This window comes from Janthinobacterium sp. GW821-FHT03C08 (assembly GCF_059420905.1).
In genome coordinates, this window is the sequence record NZ_JBWKUP010000013.1 from 39,077 (window position 1) to 64,839 (window position 25,763).

Genomic DNA, 25,763 nt, shown 5'->3' on the forward strand with positions numbered 1-25,763 from the left:
GGGTGCCTAGAGGAATTCGGTGATGAGTTTGCCCAGCAGGACGATGGCCTGCTCCATGCCCGCGCTCCACGGGTAGCTGTAGTTGAGGCGGATGCAATGCTTGTAGGCATGACTGACGGAAAACATGCGGCCCGGTCCCACCGTGATGCGGCACTCCAGCGCGCGGCGGTACAGCTGCATGGAGTCTACGTTGCCCGGCAATTCCACCCACAGCACGTAACCGCCCTGCGGCTGCGAGATTTTCGTGCCGGCCGGAAAGAAGCGCTGCACGGCGGCGGCCATGATGCGCGCCTGCTGCGCGTAGGCCTTGCGGATGCGGCGCAGATGCTGTTCGTAGCCGTCGTTCTGCAGGTAGGCGGCAATCGCCAGTTGCGGGAACGAGGAGGTGGTCAGCGTGTTGAGGAATTTGAGTTCCTCCACCTTGCCGCGGTAGCGTCCGGCCAGGGCCCAGCCCACGCGCTGGGCGGCGCTCAGGCTCTTGGAAAACGAGGAACAGTGCAGCACCAGGCCCTTGCGGTCGTAGGACTTGAGCGAGGACGGGTGGGCGTCGCCGTAATACAGTTCGTTGTAGACGCCGTTTTCGATGGCGGGCACGTCGTGCTGTTCCAGCAGCTGGACCAGGGCGCGCTTGCGCTGGTCCGACATCTGGAAGCCCAGCGGATTCTGGAAGTTCGGCATGACCATCACGGCGGCGATGGACTGGCGCGCCATGATGTCGGCCAGCGCCTCGATGCGGATGCCGTCGTAGGGATCGGTGGACACTTCCACCACCTTCATGCCCAGCCGCTCGACGGCCAGCAGCATGGCATAGAAGGCGGGTGACTCGACGGCGATGGTGTCGCCCGGTTTTGCCACGGCTTGCAGGCACAGGTTGATGGCTTCCGTGGCGCCCACGGTGACGATGATTTCGCCGGGATCGACGGCCAGGCCGTTTTCCAGGTAGCGGCGGGCGATTTCGCGTATCAGCTGTGGATTGCCCGGCGGCAGGTCGTCCGTCACGCGCCAGTCGCGGTTGCGGCGCGCCACGGCGCTCGCGTACTGGTTGATGCGTTCCCAGGGAAACAGGGACGGGTCGGGGTAGGGCGAGCCGAGCGGGATGGCCTCGTTCTGGCCGATCGAGCGCAGGGTCGACAGCACCAGGCGGCTCACGTGCACTTCCGCCGGCACGGGACTGGGCTGGGACGCCTGCATGCTCAGGCCGGCGGGCTGCGCATCGCCCGCGCGGGCGCGCACGAAGTAGCCGGACTGGGGCCGGCTTTCGATCACGCCCATGCTTTCCAGCTTGACGTAGGCGCGCAGCACCGTGGTGATGCTCAGCTTGTGCTGCTGGCTGGTCTGGCGCACGGACGGGATGCGCTCCCCGGGCAGCAGCACGCCTTGCGCAACCAGTTGCTCGATTTCTCCGGCGAGCTTTTCATACAGTTTCATGCCATGGCGTCCATTCTTTGAATCTTGCTCTACGTCATTGCATTATCGTCCAATTCATGGGGCCGCATCATGACAGTGATCGCATGTTGCCTAAATGAAACTGGCATCCGGCACTTCCTGGTTTAAGATCCGCATAGCACATCAAAAGAGGAATCTCTGGTATGGCCATTCCACAAAGCATGCTGTCCGTCGTCGCGCGCGATGAAGTGCATTTGCAGTGCAATCTCAAGGCGGGCGTCGAGCCGGCGCAGCTGTTCGGGGTGCTGGGCAAGCTGTGGGAATCCCAGGTCACGGGCATCCTGGACCCCACCCTGAACCGCCACCATCAGTTGACGGGTGGCACGGCCAACGTGGTGCTGGGCTTCCGGCCCGAGCTGTGGCGCGCGGCGTGCCCCGGCGGCGTGCCGGACAACATGGCATCGTTTTCGCATGACCTGGTGGGCGCCAACGGCAAGACGGCGCCGGCCACGCAGCACGATTTCTGGGTCTGGATCACGCAGTCGAACGCGGCCACCCTGTACGACAGCATGCGCACGGCGCTCACCTTGCTGGCTCCCTTCGCCGAGCTGGCCAGCGAGCAGCTGTGTTTCCCCTACCATAACAACGTGACCTTCGACGGCTTTGCCGACGGCGTCGCCAATCCGAATCCCTTCCGCGCCCATGGCGTGGCCATCATTCCCGACGGCGAGGCGGGCGCGGGCGGCTCCACCGTGCTGCTGCAGAAATGGCGCATGGACGTGGAGCGCCTGCGCGCCTTGCCCGTGCACGCGGCGGAACAGGTGTGGGGCCGCACCAAGGCGGGCAGCCACGAATTGTCGCCGCTGCCCGTCGATTCCCACGTGGGCCGCAACCAATTTCTGCGCCACGGCGAGGAAGCCGATATCGTGCGCCGCAATGCCAATTATGCCAATGCCGGCGAGGCGGGCGTCATGTTCGTCGGTTTTTGCCAGGACATCACGGTGACGATGGGCATGCTGCGCCAAATGTACGGCGTAGGCTATGATGGCATCACCCAAACGGACCGGCTGCTGGATTTTTCCACGGCGCTGTCGTCGGCGATCTATTTCGTGCCCAGCATCGACGCCTTGCTGGCCATGGGGATTTCGCCGGCGGATCCCGGCTGAGTGTCATCCCGGCAGTTCCGCTCACTGGTCCCTATTTTTACTTTACAAGGAGTTTTCCATGCGTAGTCGTCCCGCCACATTGCTGTCCGCCCTGATCCTCGGCAGCGTCGTCTTCAGCGCTTCCGCTTCCGCCGTGGGCCTGGGTTTCCTGGCCGATACGCCGATGGCTTACCTGAACAAGAACGACAAGCCCGTCTTCGTGAAAGCCGTGGGCGACGTGCTCAATGACAAGAAAGATGGCGAAACCGTGCAATGGAGCAATGAAGGCTTGCGCAACTCCGTGCGCATCCATGCCGACATCACGGCCAGCGATACGCAAAAGACGGATGCGCAAACTTGCCGCAAGGTGCAGGTGGCCCTGAGCGCCAAGGGCCAGGAACAGACCCTGAAGCTGACGGTCTGCAAGGCGGGCGCGGGCGAGTGGAAAGTGAAAAAGCAGTAAGACCGGCCGCCCTTCCTTGCCGGGAGGGCGGCGCCGTGATGCCTGTCCACAGCCGCTGCGCGGCGGCCTAGTCGTGGTTGATGGCGGCCACTTGCCGCAAGCTTGCTTCGTCGGTGAGCAGGGTGACTACCGTATTGGTTTTTGCATGGATGCGCACGCCCTTGAGCCAGTCCGGCAGGGCAAGGACGGCGCCCGCGGCGATGGGCAGGATGACCTGGATCACGGGTTCGCTGCCTTTGGGCGGCGTCGCTTCGAAGTCCAGGTCCTGGATGCCGTCCTGCGGCGGCTTGATGTACACGTGCGGCGTGAGGGTGGCCGCCTTCCAGCCGCCGGAACTGACTTCGCCCGTCGCGCTCACATGCAGATGCGGCGGATGGCTCTTGTCGATGGCTAGGTGCACGGCATTGACTTTGTAGATGAGAACGCTCATGGTATCTCCAGGAAGGATGTAGCGCGCCGCCAGGCCCGCAGCGTGAGGGGCCAGTCGCTATGCCTCGGCATCGCTAAGCTGGCTCAGCCAGTGTAGGCCGGATTTTCACCATCACCATCTCCAATTGTCACCATGGCCACGCCGCTGCCGCCAGGCGCGCAAGCCCTGCTTTTCCACTTTCTCGCGGGAAAGCCACGCGCAACGGTTAGAATCACGTTTTACCTTTATTTTTCCCATCTGCATGCAGCAAAGTCGCCTCCTCTTTTTCCGCCTGGCCAGTCAGTTCCGCCGCTACGGCGCCATCGTCGCCGCCACCCTGCTGGCGGTGGGCGTGGCGTCGGCCACCGATGTGTTGCTGATCCGTCAATTGCAGAACGTCGTCGACGCCATGCGCGACACGGCGACGGCGCAGGTCGCGCCCACGTCCGGCGTGATGGGCATGCTGCAGGGCTGGGTGGACCGCTTCCTGCCGGCCCAGGCGGGGCAGGTGGACCTGTGGGTGATTCCCGCCACCATCCTGGGGCTGGCGGCGCTGCGCATGGTGTCCAGTTTTTCCGGCGATTATGGTTCCGTGTGGCTGTCGAGCCGCGTGCAGGCGGACTTGCGCGAACAGATGTTCGCCACCATCATGCGCCTGCCCAGCCGTTTCTTCGACACGACCACCACCAGCCTGACGCAGTCGCGCGTGGCCTTCGACGCCAGCCAGGTGTCGCAGGCGGGCTTGAACGTGCTCAACGTCATGGTGCGCGATTCCGTCGCCACCCTCGGCTATCTGATCCTGCTGTTCAGCATCGACGTGAAGCTGGCCCTGTTCTGCATGGCTTCCATGCCCATCGTGGCCATCGTCGTGACCCTGGCGGGGCGCCGCATGCGCCACCTGAGCAAGAGTTCGCAGCAAGCCGTGGGCGAGCTGACGTCCGTGCTCGACGAAAGCATCGCCGGCCAGCGCGTGGTGAAGATCTTCGGCGGCCAGGAGTATGAACAGGCGCGCTTCGTCGACGTGGTCAAGCGCAACCGCCAGCTGGCCGTCAAGCACGCGGCCACGTCGGCCATGAATTCCGGCTTCATCATGATGCTCGTCGGCATTACCCTGTCGTCCGTGATCTACTTCGCCATGCTGCGCGCGCAAAGCGGCGCCATTACGCCGGGCGCCTTCGTTGCCTTCATGGGCGCCCTGATGGCGATGCAGTCGCCGATCAAGAACCTGACCAAGATCAATGAACCGCTGCAGCGGGGCCTGGCGGCGGCCGAATCCGTCTTCGGCCTGATCGACACGCCGCTGGAGCCGGACCCGGGCACGCTGGCGCCCGCCACGGTGCAGGGCAATTTGTCCTTGCAGAACGTCAACTTCCGCTACAACAGCGACGACCCCGATGCGCCCACGGCCTTGAGCAATATCACGCTCGATATTCGCGCCGGCGAAACGGTGGCCCTGGTGGGCGGTTCGGGCGGCGGCAAGACGACCTTGCTGGGCCTGCTTCCGCGCTTCTATGACGTCAGCGGCGGCCAGATCCTGCTCGACGGCGTCGACCTGCGCGACTACGCCCTCTTGGCCCTGCGGCGCCAGTTCGCCCTCGTCAGCCAGGACGTGATCCTGTTCAACGATACGATGGCGGCCAATATCGCCTATGGCGACCCGACGCCGGACCAGGCCCGCATCGAAGCGTCGGCGCGCGCCGCCTACGCCCACGACTTCATCATGCAGTTGCCGCAAGGCTACGCCACGCAGGCGGGACAGAACGGCTCGCGCCTGTCGGGCGGGCAACGCCAGCGCCTGGCCATCGCCCGCGCCCTGTACAAGGATGCGCCGATACTGCTGCTCGACGAAGCCACCAGCGCGCTGGACACGGAGTCGGAGCGTTCCGTACAGGCGGCGCTGGAAGTGCTGATGCGCAACCGTACCACCATCGTCATCGCCCACAGATTATCCACCATCGAAAGCGCCGACCGCATCGTCGTCATGCAGGGCGGGCGCCTGGTGGAATCGGGCAGCCACGCCGCCTTGCTGCAGCAGGGCGGCGCGTATGCGCGCCTGCACGCGAGCCAGCTGTCGCCGCACAGGGAAAGCGCGGGATGAGGACTGGCGCGCTTGCCGCGGCAGCCCCGGGCCGGGGCCGGACCAGCAGGTCCGGTCCCGGTTTTTCATGGCCGGCGTGGCAATCGTGCCCGTGGCGCCTGGCGCCTGCCCTTATCATGTAAGCCGCAAGGCAACATTTCCAATGGATTAAGATGAAGAATCAACACACGAGGCGCTGGCTGCTGGCCGCCGCGCTGGGCATGGGCACGGCCTTGCCGCCGGCGGCGCAGGCCCGGGCGGCGTTGCCGGCAACGGCATCCGGCCAGGCGCAACAGGAACAGCAGACCATGTATCTCGATGAAAATTTCGTACCCAGCGAGCCGGACCGCGCCGCGTATGCGCTGCGCACGCCGCCCGTGCGCGACGCGGCGCTGGGCGCCTGGCACGTGCGGCTGGAATTTCCCGACACGCCGGGCGCGCTGGCCTTTGAAACCTATGCGACGGACCTGGACTTGAGCCAGATCAAGTTCGTGCGCTTTCGCAGGTATTACGACGAGCATGGCCAGCTGCTGCGCGACACCCCGCTCGATGCGCGGGGCCAGGAGGTGGCCGGCGGCGCTTCCTACTATGCCAACGGGCAGCTCAAGCAAAAGGTGACGCCGCTGCCGAACGGGCGCGACAGCATCTCGGAAACGTATCATGAGAACGGCCAGCTGATGAACCGCATCCGCTACCACGGCAAGCGGATGGCCGATGGCGCTTATGTGTCGTATGGACCGAATGGCAAGGTCAGCAGCCGCGCCTTCCTGAAACGGGGCCGGATGCATGGCGTGCAGGAAGTGTATTACGCCGATGGCACGCTGTTCCAGCGCACGCATTTTGTGAATGACAAGCGCGATGGCGAGTGCGCCACCTATGCGCAGGATGGCAGCCTGCGCGCCAGGACGGTGTACGTGCAGGGCGAGCCGGACGGCTGGTCCTTCGAAAGCCACGACAATGGCCAGCTGGCGCAAAAGGCCCTGTACCGCCACGGCAAGCTGCTGAGCATGCAGAAATGGGGCAGCAACGGCCAGCCCTCGGTCGCCTGGCAGCAGGATGCGCAAGGGCGCGAACAGGGCGACGTGACGCAGTGGCATGACAATGGCGCGCGCGCCAGCGTCATGCCCATGCGCGACGGCCAGCGCCACGGCTTGCTGCGGACCTGGGCCAGCGACGGCAGCCTGCGGCAGCTCGTGCCGTATGAACATGGCAGGAAGCAGGGCATCGAGCGCCAGTGGGATGCGGCCGGCAAGCTGGTGCTGGAGCAGGCGTGGCAGGCCGGAGAGCCAGTGCCCATGGGTCATGAGGCGGCCGAAACCGGCCGCAACGGGCAGTAGGAGCCGCCCGCCTTTGCAGGTATCATGTACGGATTCCGGTCCGCCAGCAGGCGCGATGCCGGATCTGATAATTGGAGGCAATGGTGGTGGAAGCGGAAGCATCAGCGGTGGCCAGGGCGCAAAGCCTGGCCTTGCAAAACATGCGCGTCGTCATGCGCGCGGCGCAGCGGCACTCGGCGCAGATCGAGAAACAGTGCGGCGTGTCGGGCGCGCAATTGTGGGTGATGCAGGAATTGCTGGAACGGCCAGGACTGCGCATGGGTGAACTGGCCGTCAAGATGTCCATCCACCAGACGACGGCCAGCAACCTGGTCGAGGCGCTGGTGAAAAAAACCTATGTGCGCAAGGCGCGCGACCAGCCCGACCAGCGCGTGGTCACCCTGACCCTGACGGCGGAAGGCCAGGCCGTGATCGCCGGCGCGCCGCAGCCGGCGCGCGGCTTGCTGCCCAGTGCGCTGGCCCAGCTGGACGCGGCCAGCCTGGCGCAGCTGAACCAGGGCTTGAGCGCCTTGCTGGCCGTCGTCGCTCCCGACGACCGCCAGGGCGGCATGCAGCCGTTTCCATTCACGATGTAGCATCCTTCTGCGGCAGGCGCTGCAGCTGCAGCTGCGCCAGCGCGCCATACAGCGGCTCGCTGAGCACGCGCGAGACGGTGCTGGCCACGACGGCGCAGGCCATCAGGCTCAGCACCATGCCGTGGCCGTCGACCATTTCCATGACAATGATAAAAGCCGTCAGCGGCGCCTGCGTGGCGGCGGCCAGGAAGCCCACCATGCCCAGCGCGATCAGGGCGGGCGCGTGCGGATAGTGCAGCAGCACGGCGATATCGTGGCCGATGCCCGCGCCGATGGCCAGGGACGGCGCGAAGATGCCGGCCGGCACGCCCGACCACACCGTCAGCCACGTCGCCACGTATTTGAAGGCGACGAAGGCGGGCGCCACGTCGGACGAGCCTTCCAGCATGGCGCGCGTGGCCACGGTGCCGCTGCCGAAGGTGGCGCCATGGCTGGCGATGCCGATGGCCGCCACCAGCAAACCGCAGACGGCGGCGAACAGCACGGGCCGGCCTTTTCTCCACGCCGATAATTTTCCCAGCGGATTGCCTCGGGCGGACGCCAGCAGCAGGCGCGCGAACAGGCCGCCCGCCACGCCCGCCACCAGGGTCACGAGCAGGCCGGGCAGGGCCAGCGCCAGGCCGATGGGGCCAGGGTGGATGATGCCGAAATGCGTGGCGTTGCCGTGGATGGAGACGGCCATCATGCCGGCCAGCACGATGCCGGCGACGATCAGGCCGCTGTTGCGCTGCTCCGGCGAACGCGACAGTTCCTCGATGGCAAACATGACGCCCGCCAGCGGCGTATTGAAGGCGGCTGCGATGCCGGCCGCGCCGCCGGCCACCAGCAGGGAATGGGCGCTTACCTGCGAGTGGCGCGGCAGCCAGCGGCGCGCGGCCAGCATCACGCCGGCGGCGATCTGCACGGACGGCCCCTCGCGTCCCAGCGAGAGTCCCCCCAGCAAGCCGCCCGCCGTCAGCACGATCTTCGCGGCGCTGAGTTTCAGGGAAACAAATAGCGAGCGCTGCTCGGGCGCCACGGCCGGGTCCAGCGTGGCCATCACTTGCGGGATGCCGGAGCCGGCCGCACCCATGGCGTAGCGGCGCGTCAGCCACACCAGCACGGCGGCGCAGGCGGGCGTCCACAGCACGGCGAACCACCAGGCCTTGCCGTTAAAAAACAGGAATAAGTCCAGCGCTTCCTCCGCCAGCCACGTGAAGCCGACGACGACGAGGCCGGCGATGGCGGCCATGCCGACGACGACGGCGCGCGACCACCACAGGCGCGGGTTGGCAAATTCATGCTTGAAGGCAGAGGGGATGTCGTGCAAGTGCTTCATTGCGGCAAGTCCAGGATGGGGCGCGCAGGGCGTCGGGGAGGAGTGCCATTATATAGGTGTATTTGCTCAAATGTATTTTGCGATGCCTTATTTGTGGGCAATTGGCGACAACAGTTCCGCCTTGGCCAGGAAATCGACGAGCGCCCGCACCTTCGGCGCCAGGTGCGGCCCCGAGGGCCACAGCAGCCAGCAGCCGTGGGCCGGATGGTGACTGATGGCGTAGTCCGTCAGCACCTCGACCAGACTGCCATCGGCCAGTGCCGCCTGCACCGTGAACGCCGGCAGCCAGGCAATGCCCAGGCCCTGCCGGGCGAAGTGCAGGCGCGCTTCCACGTTGTTGCAGACCATGCTCAAAGGTAACTCCGGCAGCGCAGCGCCCTCGTCCTGGCGCAGCTGCCACGCTTCGATCTTGCCGCTGTGGCGGAAGCGGTAGTGCAGGCAGGCATGTTGTTGCAGATCAAGGGGGTGGCGGGGCGTGCCGTGCTGTGCCAGGTAGGCGGGGGAAGCCACCAGGCAGGAGCGGAACTGGCCCAGCTTGCGGGCGGCCAGGCGCGAGTCGCGCGGCGCGCCGATACGGATGACGGCATCGAAACCGTCGCCGACGACATCGGCCAGCGCGTCGGAAAAGTCCAGGTCGAGGTGGATGGCGGGATGCTGCCGGGAAAATTCACCCAGCGCGGGCAAGAGCCAGCCGCCCAGTTCCGGCAAGCCCAGGCGCAGGCGTCCCCGTGGCGCCAGATGGCCCGCCAGTTCTTCCTGCGCCGCGTGCATTTCCGCCAGGATGCGTTCGCTGCGCGCCAAGAACAGCTGGCCTTCCGCCGTCAGGCTCAGCTGGCGCGTGCTGCGCTGGAACAGGCGCGCGCCCAGCCGGTGCTCGAGCCGGGCCAGGCTCTTGCTGACGGCCGACGGCGAAATGCCGGCCGCGCGCGCGGCGGCGACAAAGCTGCCCGCGTGCGCCAGCTGGACGAACAGGGCCACGCCGGAGAGATTATCGATATCCTGGTTTTGCATGATTCATGACAGTTTGGTCAATAGTGAAACGCATTGAAGCATATTTTTCTTTGTCGCGTGGCTGCTTACCATGCAGATTTACTGGGAGTAGGCAATGAAGATGATCGGTTTTAACAAGGGCAGCAGCGTGGACGACGAACATGGCTTGTTCGACATGACGGGGGCGATGCCCGCGCCCGGCCCGCGCGACGTGCTGGTGCAGGTGCGCGCCGTGGGTATCAATCCGCTCGACACCAAGGTGCGCGCGGGGCGGGTTGCCGTGCCGGACACCGTCACCACCCTGGGCTGGGATGCGGCCGGCATCGTGCACGCGGTGGGCAGCGAAGTGACCCTGTTCGCGCCGGGGCAAGCCGTGTATTACTCGGGCTCCTTCGACCGCGCGGGCGCCAACGCTGAATATCACCTGGTCGATGAGCGCATCGCGGCGCGCATGCCGGCGAGCCTGGATTTCGCGCAGGCGGCCGGCGTGCCGCTGGCGGCGCTGACGGCGTGGCAGTTGCTGTTCGAACGCTTTGCGATTGCGCCTGGCGACCGGCGGGAACGGGGCAGCCTGCTGGTGCTGGGCGGCGCGGGCGGCGTGGGTTCGATGCTGATCCAGCTGGCGCGCCAGCTGACGGGTTTCACGGTGATCGCCACGGCCTCGCGTGAACACAGCGCCCACTGGTGCCGCGCCATGGGCGCGCATCACGTGATCGACCATGCGCTGCCGCTGGCGCCGCAGGTGGCGGCCTTGAACGCGGCGCCCGTCGCGCACATCGCCGCCCTGTCGCACACGGCGCGGCACGTCGCGGCATTGACGCAGATCATCGCGCCGCACGGCAAGCTGGCCGTCATCGATGACCACGATGTTTTTGATGCGGCGCCGCTGAAAGGCAAGAGTATTTCGCTGCACTGGGAAATGGTGTTTACACGGCCCCTGTATGCCACGCCCGATATGGCGGAGCAGCAGCGCATCCTGAGCCGCGTGGCGGCGCTGCTGGACGAGGGCGTGCTGCGCCACACCATGCGGCAGCGCCTGTCGCCCATGGACGCGGCCACCGTGTTGCGCGCGCATGCGCTGCTGGAGCGGGGCGGGCAGCCGGGCAAGGTGGTCGTCAGCGCGGAGTAAGCCTTATACGAACAGCTCGCGCCGCGCATTCTGGCTGATGGCGACGGTGGCGGGGTGGCGCAGGCGCCGCTCCGTCGTGATGGCATACACTTGCTCGACGAGGCTGTCGACGCGCCCCAGTTCCACCACGGCGTACTGCTGGCACACCTGGCGCGCGATGACGGTGGGGGCGAAGAACAGGCCGGCGCCGGACTGGCCGAAGGCCTGCATCATGGCGCTGTCGTCGAACTCGCCCACGATGCGCGGGTGCAGGCTGTTTTCGCCCAGCCACTGCAGCAAACGGCCGTAGATGGCGTAGTCCTCGCCCGGCAGCAGCAGCGGGGCGCCGTCCAGGCAGCGGGGAAAGCCGCCCTGCAGGGTGGCGGCCAGGGCGGCCGTGCCCAGCAGGGTCATGCCGCTTTCGCCCAGCAAGTGGTTGTAGCCGCGCACGCTCAAGTGGGCCGGCATGGGGCGGTCCGCGATGATCAGGTCCAGGCGGTGCACGGCCAGGTCCGCCAGCAGGCTGGCCAGGCGGCCTTCTCGGCAAATGATGCGCAGCGGCTCGTCCAGGTCCAGCGCCGGCTCGACGAGGCGGCAGGCGATCAGTTTCGAGACGGAATCGGCGCAGCCCACGCGAAACGTGGTCGTCGTCGTGCGCGACTGGTCGCGCACGATTTCCAGCAATTCATCGCCCGCGCTGAAAATCTCTTCCGCATGGCCGAGGATGCGCCGGCCCGTGTCCGTCAGCTCCAGCTGGCGCCCGCTGCGGCGGAACAGTTCCACGCCCAGGGTGTCGGCAAAGTCGCCCAGCTGGCCGGAAATCGACTGCGGCGTCAGGTGCAGCTGCTCGGCGGCGCGGGCGATGCTGCCCGTCTTGGCCACCATCCAGAAATAGCGCAAGTGCTTGAAATTGAGGTTGGACATGGCCGCTCCGCTGCGTTAATTCATCGATTTTTTCGATCTATGACTTAATTATATTCGATTTGTTCGATGTGTTAATCCGGCATATGATGGTTGCCTGACATTCAAACGAGGAGAGCGCCATGGGCTGCAAGGTAAACGGAAACACTGACGGAGGCCAGCGATGAACGGCCTGGAAAGCATCGCCACGGCGCCCATGTGGGCCGGCTTCATCGTCTTCGTCCTGCTCATGCTGGCGCTGGACCTGTTCGTCTTCGGCGGCAACAAGGCGCACAAGGTGGGCGTCAAGGAAGCGGCGACGTGGTCGCTCGTGTGGGTCAGCCTGGCCCTGCTGTTCAACGGCGGACTGTGGTGGTATCTGAACGGCACGGCCGGCCCCGAGATCGCCAACCAGAAGGCGCTGGAGTTTTTCTCCGGCTACCTGATCGAGAAAGCCCTGTCGGTCGATAACGTGTTCGTCTTCCTGCTGATCTTCAGCGCCTTCCAGGTGCCGGTCCAGTACCAGCGCCGCGTGCTGATCTACGGCGTGCTGGGCGCGATCGTCATGCGCGCCGTGATGATCATGGCCGGCGCATGGGTGGTAAGCGAGTTCAGCTGGGTGCTCTACCTGTTCGGCGCTTTCCTGTTGATTACCGGCATGCGCATGCTGGTGGCGGCCGATGCGGAGCCGGACGTGGCGAACAACCCCGTGCTGCGCTTTGCCCGCCGTCACCTGCGGGTGGCGGACGGCGACCACGGCGAGCGCTTCTTTGTGGCCAAGGGCGGTTTGCGCTATGTCACGCCGCTGTTCCTCGTGCTGATCCTGATCGAGGTGACGGACCTGGTGTTCGCGGTGGACTCGATCCCGGCGATCTTCGCCATCACGACGGACCCGTTCATCGTCTTCACGTCGAACCTGTTCGCCATCATGGGCTTGCGCGCCCTGTACTTCCTGCTGGTGGACGTGGCGGACCGCTTCCACATGCTCAAGTACGGCCTGGCGATGGTGCTGGTGTTCATCGGCGCGAAGATGCTGGTCATGCCGTGGTACCACGTGCCGGTGGAAGCATCCCTGCTCGTGGTGGCGGTATTGATCGTGTCCAGCTGCGTGGCCAGCGTGTTCATCACCCGCAGCGACAAGAAGTAAAACGGCAGTACGGCGCGCCCCGCGTGGCGGTGGCGCGCTTTTTAAACCAACAATGGAAGAAACACTATGCGTACGTATGAAATGAACAGTCCCCAGGCAGCGGGACGTATCCTGGCCCTGATGATGGTGGTCGACGGCAACCTGGCCAGCGCCGAGCTGCAGGCCATGCACCGCAGCAAGATCCTCGAGCATATCGAGCTGGAACCGGCCGCTTTTCAGCAGTTGCTGCAAGACCTGTGCGACGACATGCTGACCTCGACCGTGCATGGCGCCGTGCAGCTGGCCCATGGCGTGATCGACAGCCTGCTCGATGAAATCACGGACCCGGACCTGCGCCGCAAGCTGCTGCAAGCCATGTGGAAGATTGCCGACGCGGACGACTGGCTGGCCGATGGCGAAGCCGTGCTGCTGGCCCGCGCCAGCGCCAGGTGGTCGGCGGAAACCAACTTCCGCGCACACGCCGCCTGACGCCCATCAAGCCGCCTTGTGCCCCATGGCGATGACGGCGGCGCCCGCGAGGGCCAGGCCCACGCCCGCAACATCGGTCCAGGCGGGCGTGATGCCGTCCACCAGCCACAGCCATCCCAGCGCCGTGGCGATGTAGATGGCGCCATACGTGGCGTAGACCCGGCCGCTGGCGGCCGGATGCAAGGTCAGCAGCCACACGAAGACCAGCAGGCTGAGGGCGGCCGGCAGCAGCAGCCAGGCGCTGCCCTTGTTGCTCAGCCACAGCATGGGCAGGTAGCAGCCCAGCAGTTCAGCCACGGCCGTGACGGTAAACAGCCCGAAGGTGCGGGCCAGTGGGGTCCATGCGATGGCGTCGTTCATTGCATTCCTGTGAATAATCTTGCCGCCATTGTAGCCGCCCGAGGCCGCCGGGCACTGCTATCATCGGGGACAGATTCCCGAGGAGAGACAATGACGACGACTGCGGCGCCACGCGCCTTGCTACAAGCCATGTTCCACGCCGCCATCGAAGCGGCGCAACCGTCGCACTGCGTGCCGCCCCATCTGCCGCCCGTGCCCAAGGGCCGCTTGATCGTCATCGGCGCGGGCAAGGCGTCCGCCGCCATGGCGCAAGCCGTGGAACGGCACTGGCCGGGGCCGCTGTCGGGGCTGGTGGTGACGCGCTACGGCTATGCCGTACCCTGCGCGCGCATCGAGATTGCCGAAGCGTCGCACCCCGTGCCGGATGCGGCCGGCATGCTGGCCGCGCAGCGCATGCTCGAGCTGGTCGGCAACTTGCAGCCAGACGATACCGTGCTGTGCCTGATTTCCGGCGGCGGCTCGTCCCTGCTGGCCTTGCCCCTCGATGGCATCAGCCTGGAAGACAAGCAGGCCTTGAACCGGGCGCTGCTGGCGTCCGGCGCCACCATCGGCGAAATGAATTGCGTGCGCCGCCATTTGTCCGCCATCAAGGGCGGCAGGCTGGCGGCCGCCTGCCATCCGGCGCAAGTCATCACCCTGGCCATTTCCGACGTGCCCGGCGACAAGCTGGGCGACATCGCTTCCGGCCCCACGGTGGCGGACGCCACCACGTGCGCCGACGCGCTGGCCATCGTGCGCCGCTACGGCATCGCCTTGCCGGACAGCATACGCACGACCTTGGAGAGCGGGCGCGGCGAATCCGTGAAGCCCGGTGATCCCCGCCTGGAGCACACGCGCACCACCCTGGTGGCCACGCCGCAGCTGGCCCTGGAAGCGGCGGCGGCCGTGGCGCGGGCGGCCGGCGTCACGCCGTATATCTTGGGCGACAGCCTGGAAGGCGAGGCGCGCGAGGTGGGCACCGTGCTGGCCGGCATCGCGCTGCAAACGGCGCAGCGGGGCCAGCCGTTTCCCGCCCCGTGCGTGCTGCTGTCGGGCGGCGAAACGACGGTCACCGTGCGCGGCAAGGGCCGCGGCGGGCGCAACGTGGAATTCCTGCTGGCGCTGGGCATCGCCCTGCAAGGGCAGGCGGGCATCCACGCGCTGGCCGGCGACACGGATGGCGTCGACGGCCAGGAAGAGATCGCGGGCGCGGTCCTGGCGCCCGACACCCTGCAGCGGGCCTGGGCACAGGGCATCCATCCCCGCGACAGCCTGGACAACAACGATGGCCACGGCTTCTTCCAGGCGCTGGGCGACAGCGTGGTGACAGGCCCGACCTTGACGAATGTCAATGATTTCCGGGCCATCCTGATTAGCTGAACTTAGAATCCCTCGAGGACAATTTTCCCTTTCGCGGTATTGCTTTCCAGCAGGGCATGCGCGCGTTTCACATTCGCCGCGTTGATCGTGCCGAAGCGCTCGGCCACGGTGCTCTTGATGACACCGGCGTCCACCAGCTGCGCCAGTTCATCGAGCAGTTCGTGCTGCTGGACCATGTCCGGCGTCTGGAACAGCGAGCGGGTAAACATCAGTTCCCAGTGCAGGGACACGCTCTTGCCCTTGAACTTGCGCACGTCGATCTGCTCGGGGTCGTCGATCAGGGCAAACTTGCCCTGCGGCGCGATGAGTTCGACGATCTGCTCGAAATGCCTGTCGGTCTGGTTCAGGCTGATCACATAGTCGACGGGCGGCAAGCCCAGGCGCGTGATTTCGGCGGCCAGGGGCAGGCTGTGGTCGATCACGTGGTGGGCGCCCAGTTCCTGCACCCAGGCGGCCGTTTCCGGACGCGAGGCCGTGCCGATGATGGTCACGCCCGTCAACTGCCGCGCCAGCTGCACCAGCACGGAACCGACGCCGCCGGCCGCGCCGATCACCAGCAGGGACTTGCCCGTCGGGCTCTTGTCGCGGCTGAGCTGCAAGCGGTCGAACAGCAATTCCCAGGCCGTGATGCTTGTGAGGGGCAGGGCGGCGGCCGGCGCAAAGTCCAGGCTGGCGGGCATGTGGCCGACGATGCGCTCGTCGACCAGCTGGAATTCGCTGTTGCTGCCGGGGCGGTTGATGGCGCCCGCGTACCAGACCCTGTCGCCCACCTGGAACAGGGTGGCGTCGGGGCCGACGGCCGTGACGATGCCGGCCGCATCCCAGCCCAGCACTTCCGGCTGGCCCTCTTTCGGCGCGCGGTTCCTGCGCACCTTGGTATCGACGGGATTGACGGAAATGGCCTGGACGGCGACGAGCAGGTCGCGGCCCGTGGCGACGGGCACGGGCAGCTCGATGTCGAGCAGGGCGTCGGCATCCGTGATGGGCAGGCTGTGGCGGTAGGCGATGGCTTTCATGCTGGTCCTTGGCAAAGAGTGAAGAGGGGATGACGTATGATGGTGGCATTTCCGCCCGAGAAACAGTGGGCGCGTACCGAAACACTTTCAAAGGAATGCTGAAAATTGCTGCGACTCGACGACTTGCAGGTGTTTGTGCGCACGGCTGACCGGGGCAGCCTGTCGGCGGCCGCGCGCGAGATCGGCATCTCGCCCGCGCTGGCCAGCGCCGCCGTCAAGCGCCTGGAAGGGGAGCTGGGCCTGCGCCTGCTGACCCGCACGACCCGTTCGCTGAGCCTGACGGTGGAAGGCACGCAATACCTGGAGCATGCGCGCGAAGCCTTGCGCCTGCTGCGCGCGGGCCATGACGCCCTGCTGGCGGGCAAGGACAGTTTCGGCGGAACCTTGAAAATTGCCATGCCCTCCGACCTGGGGCGCAATCTGATGCTAGGATGGCTGGACGAGTTCCAGGCGCGCCATCCCACGCTGCACTACCAGCTCAGCGTCAGCGACAGGGTGGCCGACATGGTGCGCCAGCAAGTCGACGTGGCCATCCGCTATGGCCAGCAGGACGATTCGTCCATGATCGCCCTGCCCATCGCGCCCGCCAACGACAGGGTGCTGGTGGCCTCGCCCGCCTACCTGCGCGCGCACGGCCCCCTGCTGGCGCTGGAAGACTTGCCGCAACATAATTGCCTGCGCTTCGCGCTGGAAGACGGCATGCACGACCGCTGGACCTTCTACCGCCTGCCCCAGCGCGAGCAGGTGACGGTGCAGGTGAGCGGCAACCGCAGCGCGGACGACGCCGACCTCGTGCGGCGCTGGGCCGTGGCCGGGCTGGGCATCGCCTACAAATCGCGGCTGGACGTGGCTGGCGACGTGGCCGCGGGCCGCCTGCAAGTGCTGTTGCCCGAGGCGGCGGGCGAGGCCACCCCCCTGCACCTCGTGTGCATGCACCGGGCACAGGTGACGCCGCTCGTGCTGCAGCTGCGCGATTTCCTGCGCGACAAGTGCGCGGAGTTGCCATAAAGTAACGTTTCATTACAACTCGTTGCAAATGGCAATCATGCGCAGGTCAACGAGGGCGTACTCTCAAGCATTCTGGTTGAAACCGCCTGAAGGATCGCCATGACCCCCAACCGACTGCTGCCGTCCACCCTCATTTCCCTGCTGTTGCTGGCTGGCTGCGCCGGCACCGCCGGCCATGGCAGCGCGCTGGCGCCGGCCGGCGATGCACGCGCCGGCGCGCCGGAAAATGCCGCGCAAGGCATCGCCATGCTCGAGCGCGTCAGCTGGGGCGTGAACGGCGGCAGCGCGCGCCAGTTGCAGGCGGAAGGCTGGCAGCGCTACCTGCAGGCGCAATTGCATCCCGGCAAAGCCAGCCTGCCGCCCGCCATCCAGGCCCAGATCGACGCCATGACCATCAGCCAGGTGCCCCTCGACCAGCTCGTCATGACCATGGAGCAGAAGCGCAAGGAGTCGGCCGCCGTGATGGATGACATGGCCAAGCAGCAGGCGCAAAAGGAGTATCAGCAGGAACTGAACCGCCTGGCGCGCGAGGCGGCCACGCGTTCCTTGCTGTTGGACGTGTATTCGCCCAACCAGTTGCAGCAGCAGCTGGACTGGTTTTGGCTCAACCATTTCAGCGTGCACCAGGGCAAGCACAACTTGCGCGCCATGGTGGGCGATTACGAGGCGAACGCCATCGCCCCACATGCCTTGGGGAAATTCCGCGACTTGCTGGGCGCCACCGTCCACCATCCGGCCATGCTGCGCTACCTGGACAACGAGGCCAATGCCGCCAACCGCATCAATGAAAACTATGCGCGCGAGCTGATGGAACTGCACACCCTGGGCGTGAATGGCGGCTACAGCCAGAAGGACGTGCAGGAACTGGCGCGCATCCTCACGGGCGTGGGCGTGAACCTGGGCGCGGATGCGCCGAAGGTGAGGCCGGCCCTGCAATCGCAATACGTGCGCCGCGGCTTGTTCGAATTCAATCCGAACCGCCACGATTACGGCGACAAGCAATTCCTCGGCCAAACGGTGAAGGGCCGGGGCCTGGCCGAGCTGGACGAAGCGCTGGACCGCCTGAGCCGTAGTCCCGCCACGGCGCATTTCATCAGCGGCAAGCTGGCCCAGTATTTCGTCGGCGACAATCCGCCCGAGGCGCTGGTGGCGCGCATGGCGGCCACCTTCCAGCACAGCGACGGCATGATCGCCGACGTGCTGCAGACCATGTTCACCAGCCCCGAGTTCAGGCAATCGCTGGGCAAGAAGTTCAAGGACCCCATGCACTACGTGGTGTCGGCCGTGCGCCTCAGCTATGACGACAAGCCCATCCTGAATGCAGGACCCATGCTGAACTGGCTCTCGCGCATGGGCCAGCCCCTGTACGGGCGCCAGACGCCGGACGGCTATCCCTTGACGGACCCGTCCTGGGCCAGCCCCGGCCAGATGACGACGCGCTTCGATATCGCCCGCACCATCGCCTCGGGCAGCGCCGGCCTGTTCAAGACGGATGGCCCGCAGCCGCAGGAAAAAGTGGCGTTTCCCCAGTTGGCCAGCGCCCTGTATTTCCAGTCGCTGGAAGCGACCTTGAGCCCCGGCACGCGCCAGGCGCTGGCGCAGGCCGCCTCGCCCCAGGAGTGGAACACTTTCCTGCTGTCCTCGCCGGAAATGATGCACCGTTAGATTGAAAGGAACTGCCATGCACCGTCGTGACCTGTTGAAAGCCCTGGCCGCCGCCCCCTTGCTGGCCCATGCGGGCAAGCTGCTGGCCGCGCCCGCCACCAATGCGAAGCTGCTGTTCGTCTTCCTGCGCGGCGGCTATGACGCGAACAATCTGCTGGTGCCCGTGGGCAGCGATTTTTACTATGCGGCGCGGCCGAATATCGCCATTGCGAAGCCGGGCGCGGAGAACGGCGCGCTGGCGCTGAACGCCGACTGGGCCCTGCATCCGGCCTTGCGCGACACCATCTATCCCATGTTCAACAGCGGCGAGGCGGCCTTCATCCCGTTTGCCGGTACGACGGACTTGACGCGCAGCCATTTCGAAACCCAGGACACGATCGAGCTGGGGCAGGAAATCAATGCGCGCCGCGACTTCCGCTCGGGCTTCCTGAACCGCCTGGCGCAGACGCTCAACGCCAACCATGCCATCGCCTTCACGGACCAGCTGCCGCTGATTTTCCAGGGCGGCATGCAAGTGCCGAACATGGCGCTGCGTTCGCTGGGCAAGTCCGGCATTGATGCGCGTCAAAGCCAGATCATCGCCGCCATGTACCACGGCACGCCCCTGCAGCAGCAGGTGGCCGCCGGCTTCGTCGTGCGCGACGACGTCACGCGGGAACTGACGGGGGAAATGCAGGCAGCCAACCGCAACGCCATCTCTACCCGCGGCTTTGAACTGGAAGCGCAGCGCATCGCCCGCCTGATGAAGGACAAATACAACATCGGCTTCGTCGACGTGGGCGGCTGGGATACGCACGTGGGGCAGGGCGGGGCGAACGGCTACCTGGCGGGGCGCTTCGACGAGCTGGGACGGGGCCTGGCCGCGTTTTCGCAGGAAATGGGCAGCGAATGGCGCCAGACCGTCGTCGTCGTCGTCAGCGAATTTGGCCGCACCTTCCGCGAAAACGGCAACCGCGGCACGGACCACGGCCACGGCAGCGTATTCTGGGTGCTGGGCGGCGGCATCAAGGGGAAACAGGTGGCGGGCGAACAACTGGCCATCACGCAGGCGAATCTGTTCCAGAACCGCGACATGCCCGTGCTCAACGAATACCGGGCCGTGCTGGGCGGCTTGCTGCGCCGCACCTTCGGTTTGAGTCCGGCGCAGCTCGAGCACGTGTTTGCCGGCGTCAAGCCGACGGATCTGGGCCTCGTGTAGCCGCTGGCGCGGGGATGCGGGCGGCGCGGATACGGCAGGCCGCCATGTCCACGCATGGCAGGGGGGATGGGTGTTATGCATCGGCATGCCGCCGTGTTACGCTACGCCTGCGCAACTGGCGCGTAGCTTGGCCCCGTCATTGTTCCCGGTGCGGGGCACGAATGGAGTGGTATGACCGATACCCAGCGCGACATGCTCAGCGCAGGCTTTTCCCTGGCGCTGATAGCCCTGACGGCTTTCGTCATGCAGCGTTTCTTCTTGCCGCTCGTGTGGGCCGGCATCCTGTGCGTGGCCACCTGGCCCCTGTACCTGCGCGTGCGCGCGGCGCTGGGGCAGCGCACCATCGTGGCGGCGGCCCTGCTGACCCTGGCCTTTGCCTGCATCTTCATCATTCCCGTGCTGTTCGGCGTGGCGCAGGCGGCGCGCGAAGTGCCCGAACTGGCCAATTTCGTCGTCCATGCGAATACGGACGGCTTGCCCGTGCCGGACTGGGTGATGCACATTCCCCTGGCGGGCGACGCCATCGGCGACTGGTGGCTGGCCACCCTGAGCCAGCCCCACGGCCTGGGCCACTTCTTTGCGGGCAGCGCCGTGGGCGGCTTTCACTCCGCGCGCGACATGCTGAAAATCCTCGGCGCGGACGTCTTCCACCGCCTCGTCGATTTCGGCCTGGCGTTTCTATGCCTGTTTTTCTTCTACAAGGATGGCGAGGCGCTGACGCGCCAGATCACGGCCATCGGCAGCCATTTTTTGCGGCCCGAGCGGTGGGGCCGCTATGCGCAAAAGATTCCCACGGCCATACGCGCCACCGTCAACGGCCTGGTGCTGGTGGGCCTGGCAGAAGGCGTGCTGATCGGTATTGCCTATGCGATTGCCGGCTTGCCGTCGCCCGCCCTGTGGGCGTTTGCCACGGGCATCCTGGCCATCATTCCATTCGGCGCGCCGCTGGCCTACCTGTGCGCGGCCGCCTTGCTGCTGTTCCAGGGCAGCGTGGGCGCCGCCATCGGCGTGGCCGCGTGGGGCACCGTGGTGCTGTTCGTGGCCGACCATTTCGTGCGTCCCGGCATGATCGGCAATGCCACCCGCCTGCCTTTCCTGGCCGTGCTGTTCGGCATCCTGGGCGGCGTGGAAACCCTGGGCCTCGTGGGCCTGTTCATCGGTCCCGTCGTGATGGTGCTGTTCGTGACCTTGTGGTACGAGGCGAATGTGTTTGAGGCGGTGCCTCCAGTGCAAACACCTGCCAGCCCGGCCGCACCGGAACGCACGCAGTAATGAGGGGTCGGCCAGCGTTGCCGCCGGCCGGTACTGGCGCGTTCCCGGCGTGGCCGGGCGAGGCTTTCAAGCAAGATCGCCGAAAGCCCCGGAATACACCGGAAAAATCGGAGCGGACGGCAATGAGCCGTGGCCAGGAAGCGCAGCTGTACTTTGGTACAGCGAGCATCGCAGGCCGCACATCGCGCCGCGCGGCAGATTTTTAAGGCGTATTTAATGCGCTTTAGATAAGATCAACAACCAACGGCGCATCAGCAGCACTTCAACATAGCCCGGCTCGATGCCCGTACCGCACTCGATCAAGGGATTGACGGTGTAGTAGCGCTTGCGGAAGTCGCGGCAGACGAGGATTTCGCGCTTGCCCATGCGGACGAGGAAAGAGCTTGGGGCGTATTCCAGGCCGAACCGTGAGCCAAAACCGCTATTCAATGTTGCCATGACAATTCCTTTGAGGGAGATGTGTTGAACGAGTCATCAGAATAGCATAACTACTGTATGAATACACAGCTACTGTATGAATAAACAGTATTTTTTTAATGGTGTGGTTTTTTTGATCAGCACCGGGAACAGGGAAGAGGGATCAGTTTGCAACAGAAGAATGACATGGGCATGACCACGGGCTGGACCACGAAACTGCGCCGCTTCGTCGAGGCGCGCCTGTCGCCCGAGGGTGAGCTGGGCCTGCACATGACGGTGGGCGTGGCCGTGATGCTCGTCGCCATCGTCGTGTTCCACGAGATCGCCGAAGCCGTCATGGGCATGGCCCGGATCACCGTGATCGACCTGCAGGTGGCGCAGTGGTTCAACCAGCATGCCGTGCCGTGGGTCACCGGCTGCCTGCTGGTGGTCACGCACCTGCATGGGGTGATCGGCGCCATCACCCTGGCGGTCTTGCTGGGCTGGTACTGGTACCGCCGGGGCGCCACTTACTGGCTGCTGACCCTGGTGATAACCATGCCGGGCGTCATGTTTTTGAACCTGCTGCTAAAGTACATCTTTGTGCGCGCGCGGCCCAGCTTTGACACGCCCATCCTGCAGACGGCCCTGGGCACGTACAGCTTTCCCAGTGGCCATACGGCCACCTCGACGGCCCTGTACGGCTTGCTGGCCGCCTACCTGATTTGCCAGACGGCGCCGGGCGCGTGGGGCAGGCGCATCGCCATCGCGCTGGGCGCTTTCCTGATGGCGGCGCTGGTGGGCTTCAGCCGCATCTACCTGGGCGCGCACTACCTGAGCGACGTGCTGGCGGCCATGGCGGAAAGCTATGGCTGGCTGGCCATCTGCATCGCCGGCGTGTCGACTCTGCGCCGCCGCCGGCACATCCGGCAAACCACATAAGGGGAAACATCCTGAGCAAAATCGCCGTCATCATCAACGCGGGCGCCGGCTGCGGCTATGCGCCCGACTGGGCGCAGCAGCTCGAAGCACAATTCCTGGCCGTGGGACTCGACGCGGCCATCACCCTGGCGCAAGGGGGCGCCGAGATGATCGCCACGGCCGAGCAGGCCCTGCGCGATGGCGCACCCATCGTCGTGGCCGGCGGCGGCGATGGCACCATCAATGCTGTCGCTTCCGTCGTCGTCGGCAGCGGCACGCCGTTTGGCGTCTTGCCGCTGGGTACCTTGAACCATTTTGCCAAGGATCTGAACATTCCCCTCACGCTGGAGGCGGCCATTGCCAACGTGGCGCGGGGCGTGCGCGTGAAGGTCGACGTGGGCGAGGTCAATGGCCGCATCTTCCTGAACAATTCCAGCCTGGGCCTGTATCCCGACATCGTGCGCGACCGCGAAAAGCAGCAGCGCCGGCTGGGGCGGGGCAAGTGGCTGGCCTTCGGCTGGGCCCTGCTGGCCGCCCTGCGCCGCTATCCCTTCCTCAGCGTGCAATTAAAGCTCAACGACGCCGTGCATGCGCGGCGCACGCCCTTCGTCTTCATCGGCAATAATGAATACCTGATGGAAGGCTTGAATATCGGCGAACGCGAGCGGCTCGATGGCGGACAGCTGAGCCTGTACGTGGCGCAGCGTCCGGGCCGCCTGGGCCTCGTGCGCCTGGCCCTGCATGCGCTGTTCGGCAAGCTGTCGCAGGCCAGGGATTTCGACGTGCTGACGGCCACCGACCTGGAGATCGCCACGCACCACCGCCGCCTGCGCGTGGCCACCGACGGTGAAGTGACCATCATGAATACGCCTTTGCACTACCGCATCCGTCCCGCCGCGCTGGACGTGCTCGTGCCCGCGCCCGCCGCGGCGCCAGGCGGGGAGTAGGCCATGCGTACCCTCGTGCATTTGTCCGACCTGCATTTTGGCAGGGTCGATGCGGCCCTGCTGGCGCCCCTGCGCGCGCTCGTCGAGCGCCTCGAGCCGGACGTGGTGGTCGTCTCGGGCGACCTCACGCAGCGGGCCCGCAGCGCCGAATTCCGGCAGGCGCGGGCTTTTCTCGACAGTTTGCCGGGGCCGCAGATCGTCGTGCCGGGCAACCATGACGTGCCCCTGTACAACGTTTTTTCCCGCTTTTTGACGCCGCTGGTGAAGTACCGGCGCCACGTGACGGACGATTTGTCGCCCGAATACGTGGACGAGGAAATCGCCGTCCTGGGCATCAATACGGCCCGCTCGCTGACGTTCAAGGATGGCCGCATCAGCCATGAGCAGATCGATTTCCTGCGCGAACGCCTGGGCCGCTTGCCGCCCGGTTTGACGCGCATCATCGTCACGCATCATCCGTTTGACTTGCCCGAGCACTTCGACGAGGATGACCTGGTGGACCGCGCGCCGCTGGCGCTGCAGATGTTTTCCGAATGCGGCGTGGATTTATTGCTGGCAGGCCATTTTCACGCCAGCCATGCGGGCGATACCTCGGCGCGCTACAAGATCGACGGCTATGCCGCCCTGATGGTGCAGGCGGGCACGGCCACGTCCACGCGGGGCAGGGGCGAGTCGAATTCGTTCAATGTGCTGAAGGTGGAAGCGAGCTGCATCAGAGTCGAGCGCTACAGCTGGAATGAAGACAGTGCCGACTTTGAAAAGGCCAGCACGGAAGCGTTCGAGCGCCAGGGCGGCGTGTGGGCCAGCTTGCGGCCGCTGTGAGGCTTGCGCAGGTCGGAGATTAGCGGGGCGAAGCCGCGCGTAATCCGACAATATTGTTGGCGGTGGCGGTTTGCGTGGTGGTGTCGGCTTACGCTGCGCTAAGCCGACCTACGCCGACCTACGCCGACCTGCACCAGCGTGCGCCGGCCAGGGCCGGCCTTCCACTTTTCTGGCAACTTTGTGTTTTTAGTCATGATAATCTGCTAAGCTTGGCGGCTTTTATTGATGCAGCGACACGATGGCAGGCTTGCCCGTGGAGCGCACTTTTCCCCAAGGATACAATGTCAGCCAGATTGTTTGCCCACGCCGCTTGCCTGTGCAGTCTCTTGATCTCACCTCCCTTGCTGGCCGCCACCGCGGCAGACTTGCCGCCGCCCCCGGGCTGCGATGTGATTGCCGCCGGCGCGCCTGCCCGGGCGGCCACCACCGTGCAGACGGCCGTGTTCCCACCGCCCCAGCTCGACATGCGCACGCCGCTGGAACCGACCGTATTGGCCGGCACGGGACGCAATTATCTGCTCTACGAATTACATCTGCATAACTTTTCCGACGAGGCCATGACCTTGCGCGGCCTGGAAGTCCTCGCGGGCAGCGAACCGCAAGCCTTGCTGGCGCTGACAGCCGCGCAGCTCCGGCAGCGCGTGCGCGTGGCCGGCGCCGGCAGCGAGGAGGGAGCGGCGCAGCTGGCGGGCGGGCAGGGCGCCGTGGTCTATCTGTGTCTGGCGTTTGACGCCAGCGCCGCCGTGCCGGCCACCTTGCGCCATCGCTTGTTACTCGACGGGGCGCTGGCCGACGGTCCTCCCATCGGCACGCGCCATACGCCGCTGGCCGTGCTGGGACGTCCGCTGCAAGGCACGGGCTGGACGGCCGACAACGGCCCCAGCATCGATTCACATCACCGCATGGGCGTGTTCGTGGCCGGCGGCATGGCACAGCTCGCCCGGCGCTATGCGCTCGACTGGAAGAAATATCGCGATGGCAGCATGTTCGCAGGCGATGCGCGCGATGTGCGCAGCTATTTTGCGTATGGCGAAAACGTGCTGGCGGTGGCCGACGGGGAGATCGTCGGGGCGCGCGATGGCATGCCGGACAATATTCCCCGCACCGCGGCGGGCTTCACGCCAGCCGTGGCCATCACGATGGAAAATGTCGCCGGTAATTTCGTCACGCTGGCCCTGGGCAACGGGCAATTCGCGCAATATGTGCACCTGCAGCCCGGTAGCGTGCAGGTGAAGACAGGCGAGCGCGTGCGGCGCGGCCAGTTGCTGGGCAGGGTGGGCAATTCCGGCGATGCGCGGGTGCCGCATTTGCATTTCCAGGTAGCCAGCAATCCCGATATCCTGGCCAGCGAGGGCTTGCCTTTCCTGTTCGAACAGTACCGCCTGAAAGTGGCCGGGAACGCCTGGGAGGCGCGTGCGCGGGAATACCCGATCGGCGACGGCGTCATCGATTTCGGCCGGCCCTAGCCGCCGTTCA

Annotated in this window: 25 protein-coding genes; 17 read left to right on the plus strand and 8 right to left on the minus strand. The window is 65.8% G+C overall.

Annotated features, from left to right (window positions below; translation table 11 throughout):
- Positions 1-6 precede the first annotated feature (6 nt).
- Entirely contained in the window at positions 7-1,428 is a 1,422-nt protein-coding gene (locus tag AC07VL_RS19430) for an aminotransferase-like domain-containing protein (protein ID WP_494807286.1), read from the minus strand.
- A gap of 161 nt (positions 1,429-1,589) precedes the next feature.
- Here AC07VL_RS19430 and AC07VL_RS19435 point away from each other — a divergent pair, with 161 nt between their 5' ends.
- Together AC07VL_RS19435 and AC07VL_RS19440 are read left to right on the plus strand one after the other, a co-directional pair.
- Positions 1,590-2,552, plus strand: coding sequence for a Dyp-type peroxidase (locus tag AC07VL_RS19435; protein ID WP_494807287.1), 963 nt, complete (start codon positions 1,590-1,592; stop codon positions 2,550-2,552).
- Between the two features lie 58 nt (positions 2,553-2,610).
- Entirely contained in the window at positions 2,611-2,994 is a 384-nt protein-coding gene (locus AC07VL_RS19440; RefSeq protein ID WP_494807288.1) for an RT0821/Lpp0805 family surface protein, read from the plus strand.
- Positions 2,995-3,061: 67 nt separating this feature from the next.
- Here the strand turns inward: AC07VL_RS19440 and AC07VL_RS19445 are convergent, their stop codons facing one another.
- Complete coding sequence (locus tag AC07VL_RS19445) at positions 3,062-3,424, minus strand: hypothetical protein (protein WP_494807289.1); 363 nt, start codon at positions 3,422-3,424, stop codon at positions 3,062-3,064.
- Between the two features lie 241 nt (positions 3,425-3,665).
- On the opposite strand from AC07VL_RS19445, the gene msbA reads away from it, so the two are divergent.
- From msbA to AC07VL_RS19460, 3 genes are all read left to right on the plus strand, one after another.
- Entirely contained in the window at positions 3,666-5,501 is a 1,836-nt protein-coding gene (gene msbA / locus AC07VL_RS19450) for a lipid A export permease/ATP-binding protein MsbA (RefSeq protein ID WP_494807290.1), read from the plus strand.
- Between the two features lie 152 nt (positions 5,502-5,653).
- The gene (locus AC07VL_RS19455; protein ID WP_494807291.1) at positions 5,654-6,817 is read left to right on the plus strand and encodes a toxin-antitoxin system YwqK family antitoxin; all 1,164 of its coding nucleotides are present in this window, start codon (positions 5,654-5,656) and stop codon (positions 6,815-6,817) included.
- A gap of 80 nt (positions 6,818-6,897) precedes the next feature.
- A complete protein-coding gene (locus AC07VL_RS19460) occupies positions 6,898-7,392 on the plus strand; it encodes a MarR family winged helix-turn-helix transcriptional regulator (RefSeq protein WP_494807408.1) in 495 nt (164 codons plus the stop codon).
- Here the strand turns inward: AC07VL_RS19460 and AC07VL_RS19465 are convergent.
- Together AC07VL_RS19465 and AC07VL_RS19470 are read right to left on the minus strand one after the other, a co-directional pair.
- Complete coding sequence (locus AC07VL_RS19465; RefSeq protein ID WP_494807292.1) at positions 7,382-8,710, minus strand: chloride channel protein; 1,329 nt, start codon at positions 8,708-8,710, stop codon at positions 7,382-7,384. The genes AC07VL_RS19460 and AC07VL_RS19465 overlap by 11 nt on opposite strands.
- Before the next feature lie 87 nt (positions 8,711-8,797).
- Positions 8,798-9,706: a LysR family transcriptional regulator gene (locus AC07VL_RS19470; protein ID WP_494807409.1), complete on the minus strand. Its 909-nt coding sequence runs from the start codon at positions 9,704-9,706 to the stop codon at positions 8,798-8,800.
- Between the two features lie 109 nt (positions 9,707-9,815).
- On the opposite strand from AC07VL_RS19470, the gene AC07VL_RS19475 reads away from it, so the two are divergent.
- On the plus strand, positions 9,816-10,829 hold the full coding sequence (locus tag AC07VL_RS19475) for a zinc-binding alcohol dehydrogenase family protein (protein ID WP_494807293.1): 1,014 nt from the start codon (positions 9,816-9,818) through the stop codon (positions 10,827-10,829).
- 3 nt (positions 10,830-10,832) lie between these two features.
- On the opposite strand, the gene nhaR is transcribed toward AC07VL_RS19475, so the two are convergent.
- Complete coding sequence (gene nhaR / locus AC07VL_RS19480) at positions 10,833-11,732, minus strand: transcriptional activator NhaR (RefSeq protein WP_494807294.1); 900 nt, start codon at positions 11,730-11,732, stop codon at positions 10,833-10,835.
- A gap of 160 nt (positions 11,733-11,892) precedes the next feature.
- Between nhaR and AC07VL_RS19485 the strand changes: the two genes are divergently transcribed.
- Both AC07VL_RS19485 and AC07VL_RS19490 read left to right on the plus strand, forming a co-directional pair.
- On the plus strand, positions 11,893-12,855 hold the full coding sequence (locus AC07VL_RS19485) for a TerC family protein (protein WP_494807295.1): 963 nt from the start codon (positions 11,893-11,895) through the stop codon (positions 12,853-12,855).
- Positions 12,856-12,921: 66 nt separating this feature from the next.
- Positions 12,922-13,323, plus strand: a complete 402-nt coding sequence (locus AC07VL_RS19490; RefSeq protein WP_494807296.1) for a TerB family tellurite resistance protein — start codon at positions 12,922-12,924, stop codon at positions 13,321-13,323.
- Between the two features lie 6 nt (positions 13,324-13,329).
- Here the strand turns inward: AC07VL_RS19490 and AC07VL_RS19495 are convergent, their stop codons facing one another.
- A complete protein-coding gene (locus AC07VL_RS19495) occupies positions 13,330-13,683 on the minus strand; it encodes a YnfA family protein (protein ID WP_290600345.1) in 354 nt (117 codons plus the stop codon).
- A gap of 90 nt (positions 13,684-13,773) precedes the next feature.
- Here AC07VL_RS19495 and AC07VL_RS19500 point away from each other — a divergent pair, with 90 nt between their 5' ends.
- A complete protein-coding gene (locus AC07VL_RS19500) occupies positions 13,774-15,042 on the plus strand; it encodes a glycerate kinase type-2 family protein (RefSeq protein WP_494807297.1) in 1,269 nt (422 codons plus the stop codon).
- A gap of 2 nt (positions 15,043-15,044) precedes the next feature.
- Here AC07VL_RS19500 and AC07VL_RS19505 read toward each other — a convergent pair whose 3' ends face one another.
- Complete coding sequence (locus tag AC07VL_RS19505) at positions 15,045-16,058, minus strand: zinc-binding alcohol dehydrogenase family protein (RefSeq protein WP_494807298.1); 1,014 nt, start codon at positions 16,056-16,058, stop codon at positions 15,045-15,047.
- Positions 16,059-16,163: 105 nt separating this feature from the next.
- On the opposite strand from AC07VL_RS19505, the gene AC07VL_RS19510 reads away from it, so the two are divergent.
- From AC07VL_RS19510 to AC07VL_RS19525, 4 genes are all read left to right on the plus strand, one after another.
- Positions 16,164-17,066: a LysR family transcriptional regulator gene (locus tag AC07VL_RS19510; protein ID WP_494807299.1), complete on the plus strand. Its 903-nt coding sequence runs from the start codon at positions 16,164-16,166 to the stop codon at positions 17,064-17,066.
- Between the two features lie 99 nt (positions 17,067-17,165).
- On the plus strand, positions 17,166-18,731 hold the full coding sequence (locus AC07VL_RS19515; protein WP_494807300.1) for a DUF1800 domain-containing protein: 1,566 nt from the start codon (positions 17,166-17,168) through the stop codon (positions 18,729-18,731).
- A 16-nt stretch (positions 18,732-18,747) separates the two neighbouring features.
- Positions 18,748-19,929 carry a DUF1501 domain-containing protein gene (locus AC07VL_RS19520; RefSeq protein ID WP_494807301.1) on the plus strand — a complete coding sequence of 394 codons (1,182 nt, stop codon included), beginning with the start codon at positions 18,748-18,750 and terminating at the stop codon, positions 19,927-19,929.
- A 171-nt stretch (positions 19,930-20,100) separates the two neighbouring features.
- A complete protein-coding gene (locus AC07VL_RS19525) occupies positions 20,101-21,201 on the plus strand; it encodes an AI-2E family transporter (RefSeq protein WP_494807302.1) in 1,101 nt (366 codons plus the stop codon).
- 213 nt (positions 21,202-21,414) lie between these two features.
- On the opposite strand, the gene AC07VL_RS19530 is transcribed toward AC07VL_RS19525, so the two are convergent.
- Positions 21,415-21,639, minus strand: coding sequence for a hypothetical protein (locus AC07VL_RS19530; RefSeq protein ID WP_010396348.1), 225 nt, complete (start codon positions 21,637-21,639; stop codon positions 21,415-21,417).
- Positions 21,640-21,786: 147 nt separating this feature from the next.
- Between AC07VL_RS19530 and AC07VL_RS19535 the strand changes: the two genes are divergently transcribed.
- From AC07VL_RS19535 to AC07VL_RS19550, 4 genes are all read left to right on the plus strand, one after another.
- Positions 21,787-22,539 (plus strand): phosphatase PAP2 family protein, encoded by a 753-nt coding sequence (locus AC07VL_RS19535; protein ID WP_494807303.1) that lies wholly within the window; start codon positions 21,787-21,789, stop codon positions 22,537-22,539.
- Between the two features lie 11 nt (positions 22,540-22,550).
- Positions 22,551-23,465, plus strand: coding sequence for a diacylglycerol/lipid kinase family protein (locus AC07VL_RS19540; RefSeq protein ID WP_494807410.1), 915 nt, complete (start codon positions 22,551-22,553; stop codon positions 23,463-23,465).
- 3 nt (positions 23,466-23,468) lie between these two features.
- A complete protein-coding gene (locus AC07VL_RS19545; protein ID WP_494807304.1) occupies positions 23,469-24,287 on the plus strand; it encodes a metallophosphoesterase family protein in 819 nt (272 codons plus the stop codon).
- A gap of 326 nt (positions 24,288-24,613) precedes the next feature.
- Positions 24,614-25,753 carry a M23 family metallopeptidase gene (locus AC07VL_RS19550; protein WP_494807305.1) on the plus strand — a complete coding sequence of 380 codons (1,140 nt, stop codon included), beginning with the start codon at positions 24,614-24,616 and terminating at the stop codon, positions 25,751-25,753.
- The last annotated feature ends 10 nt before the right edge of the window (positions 25,754-25,763 follow it).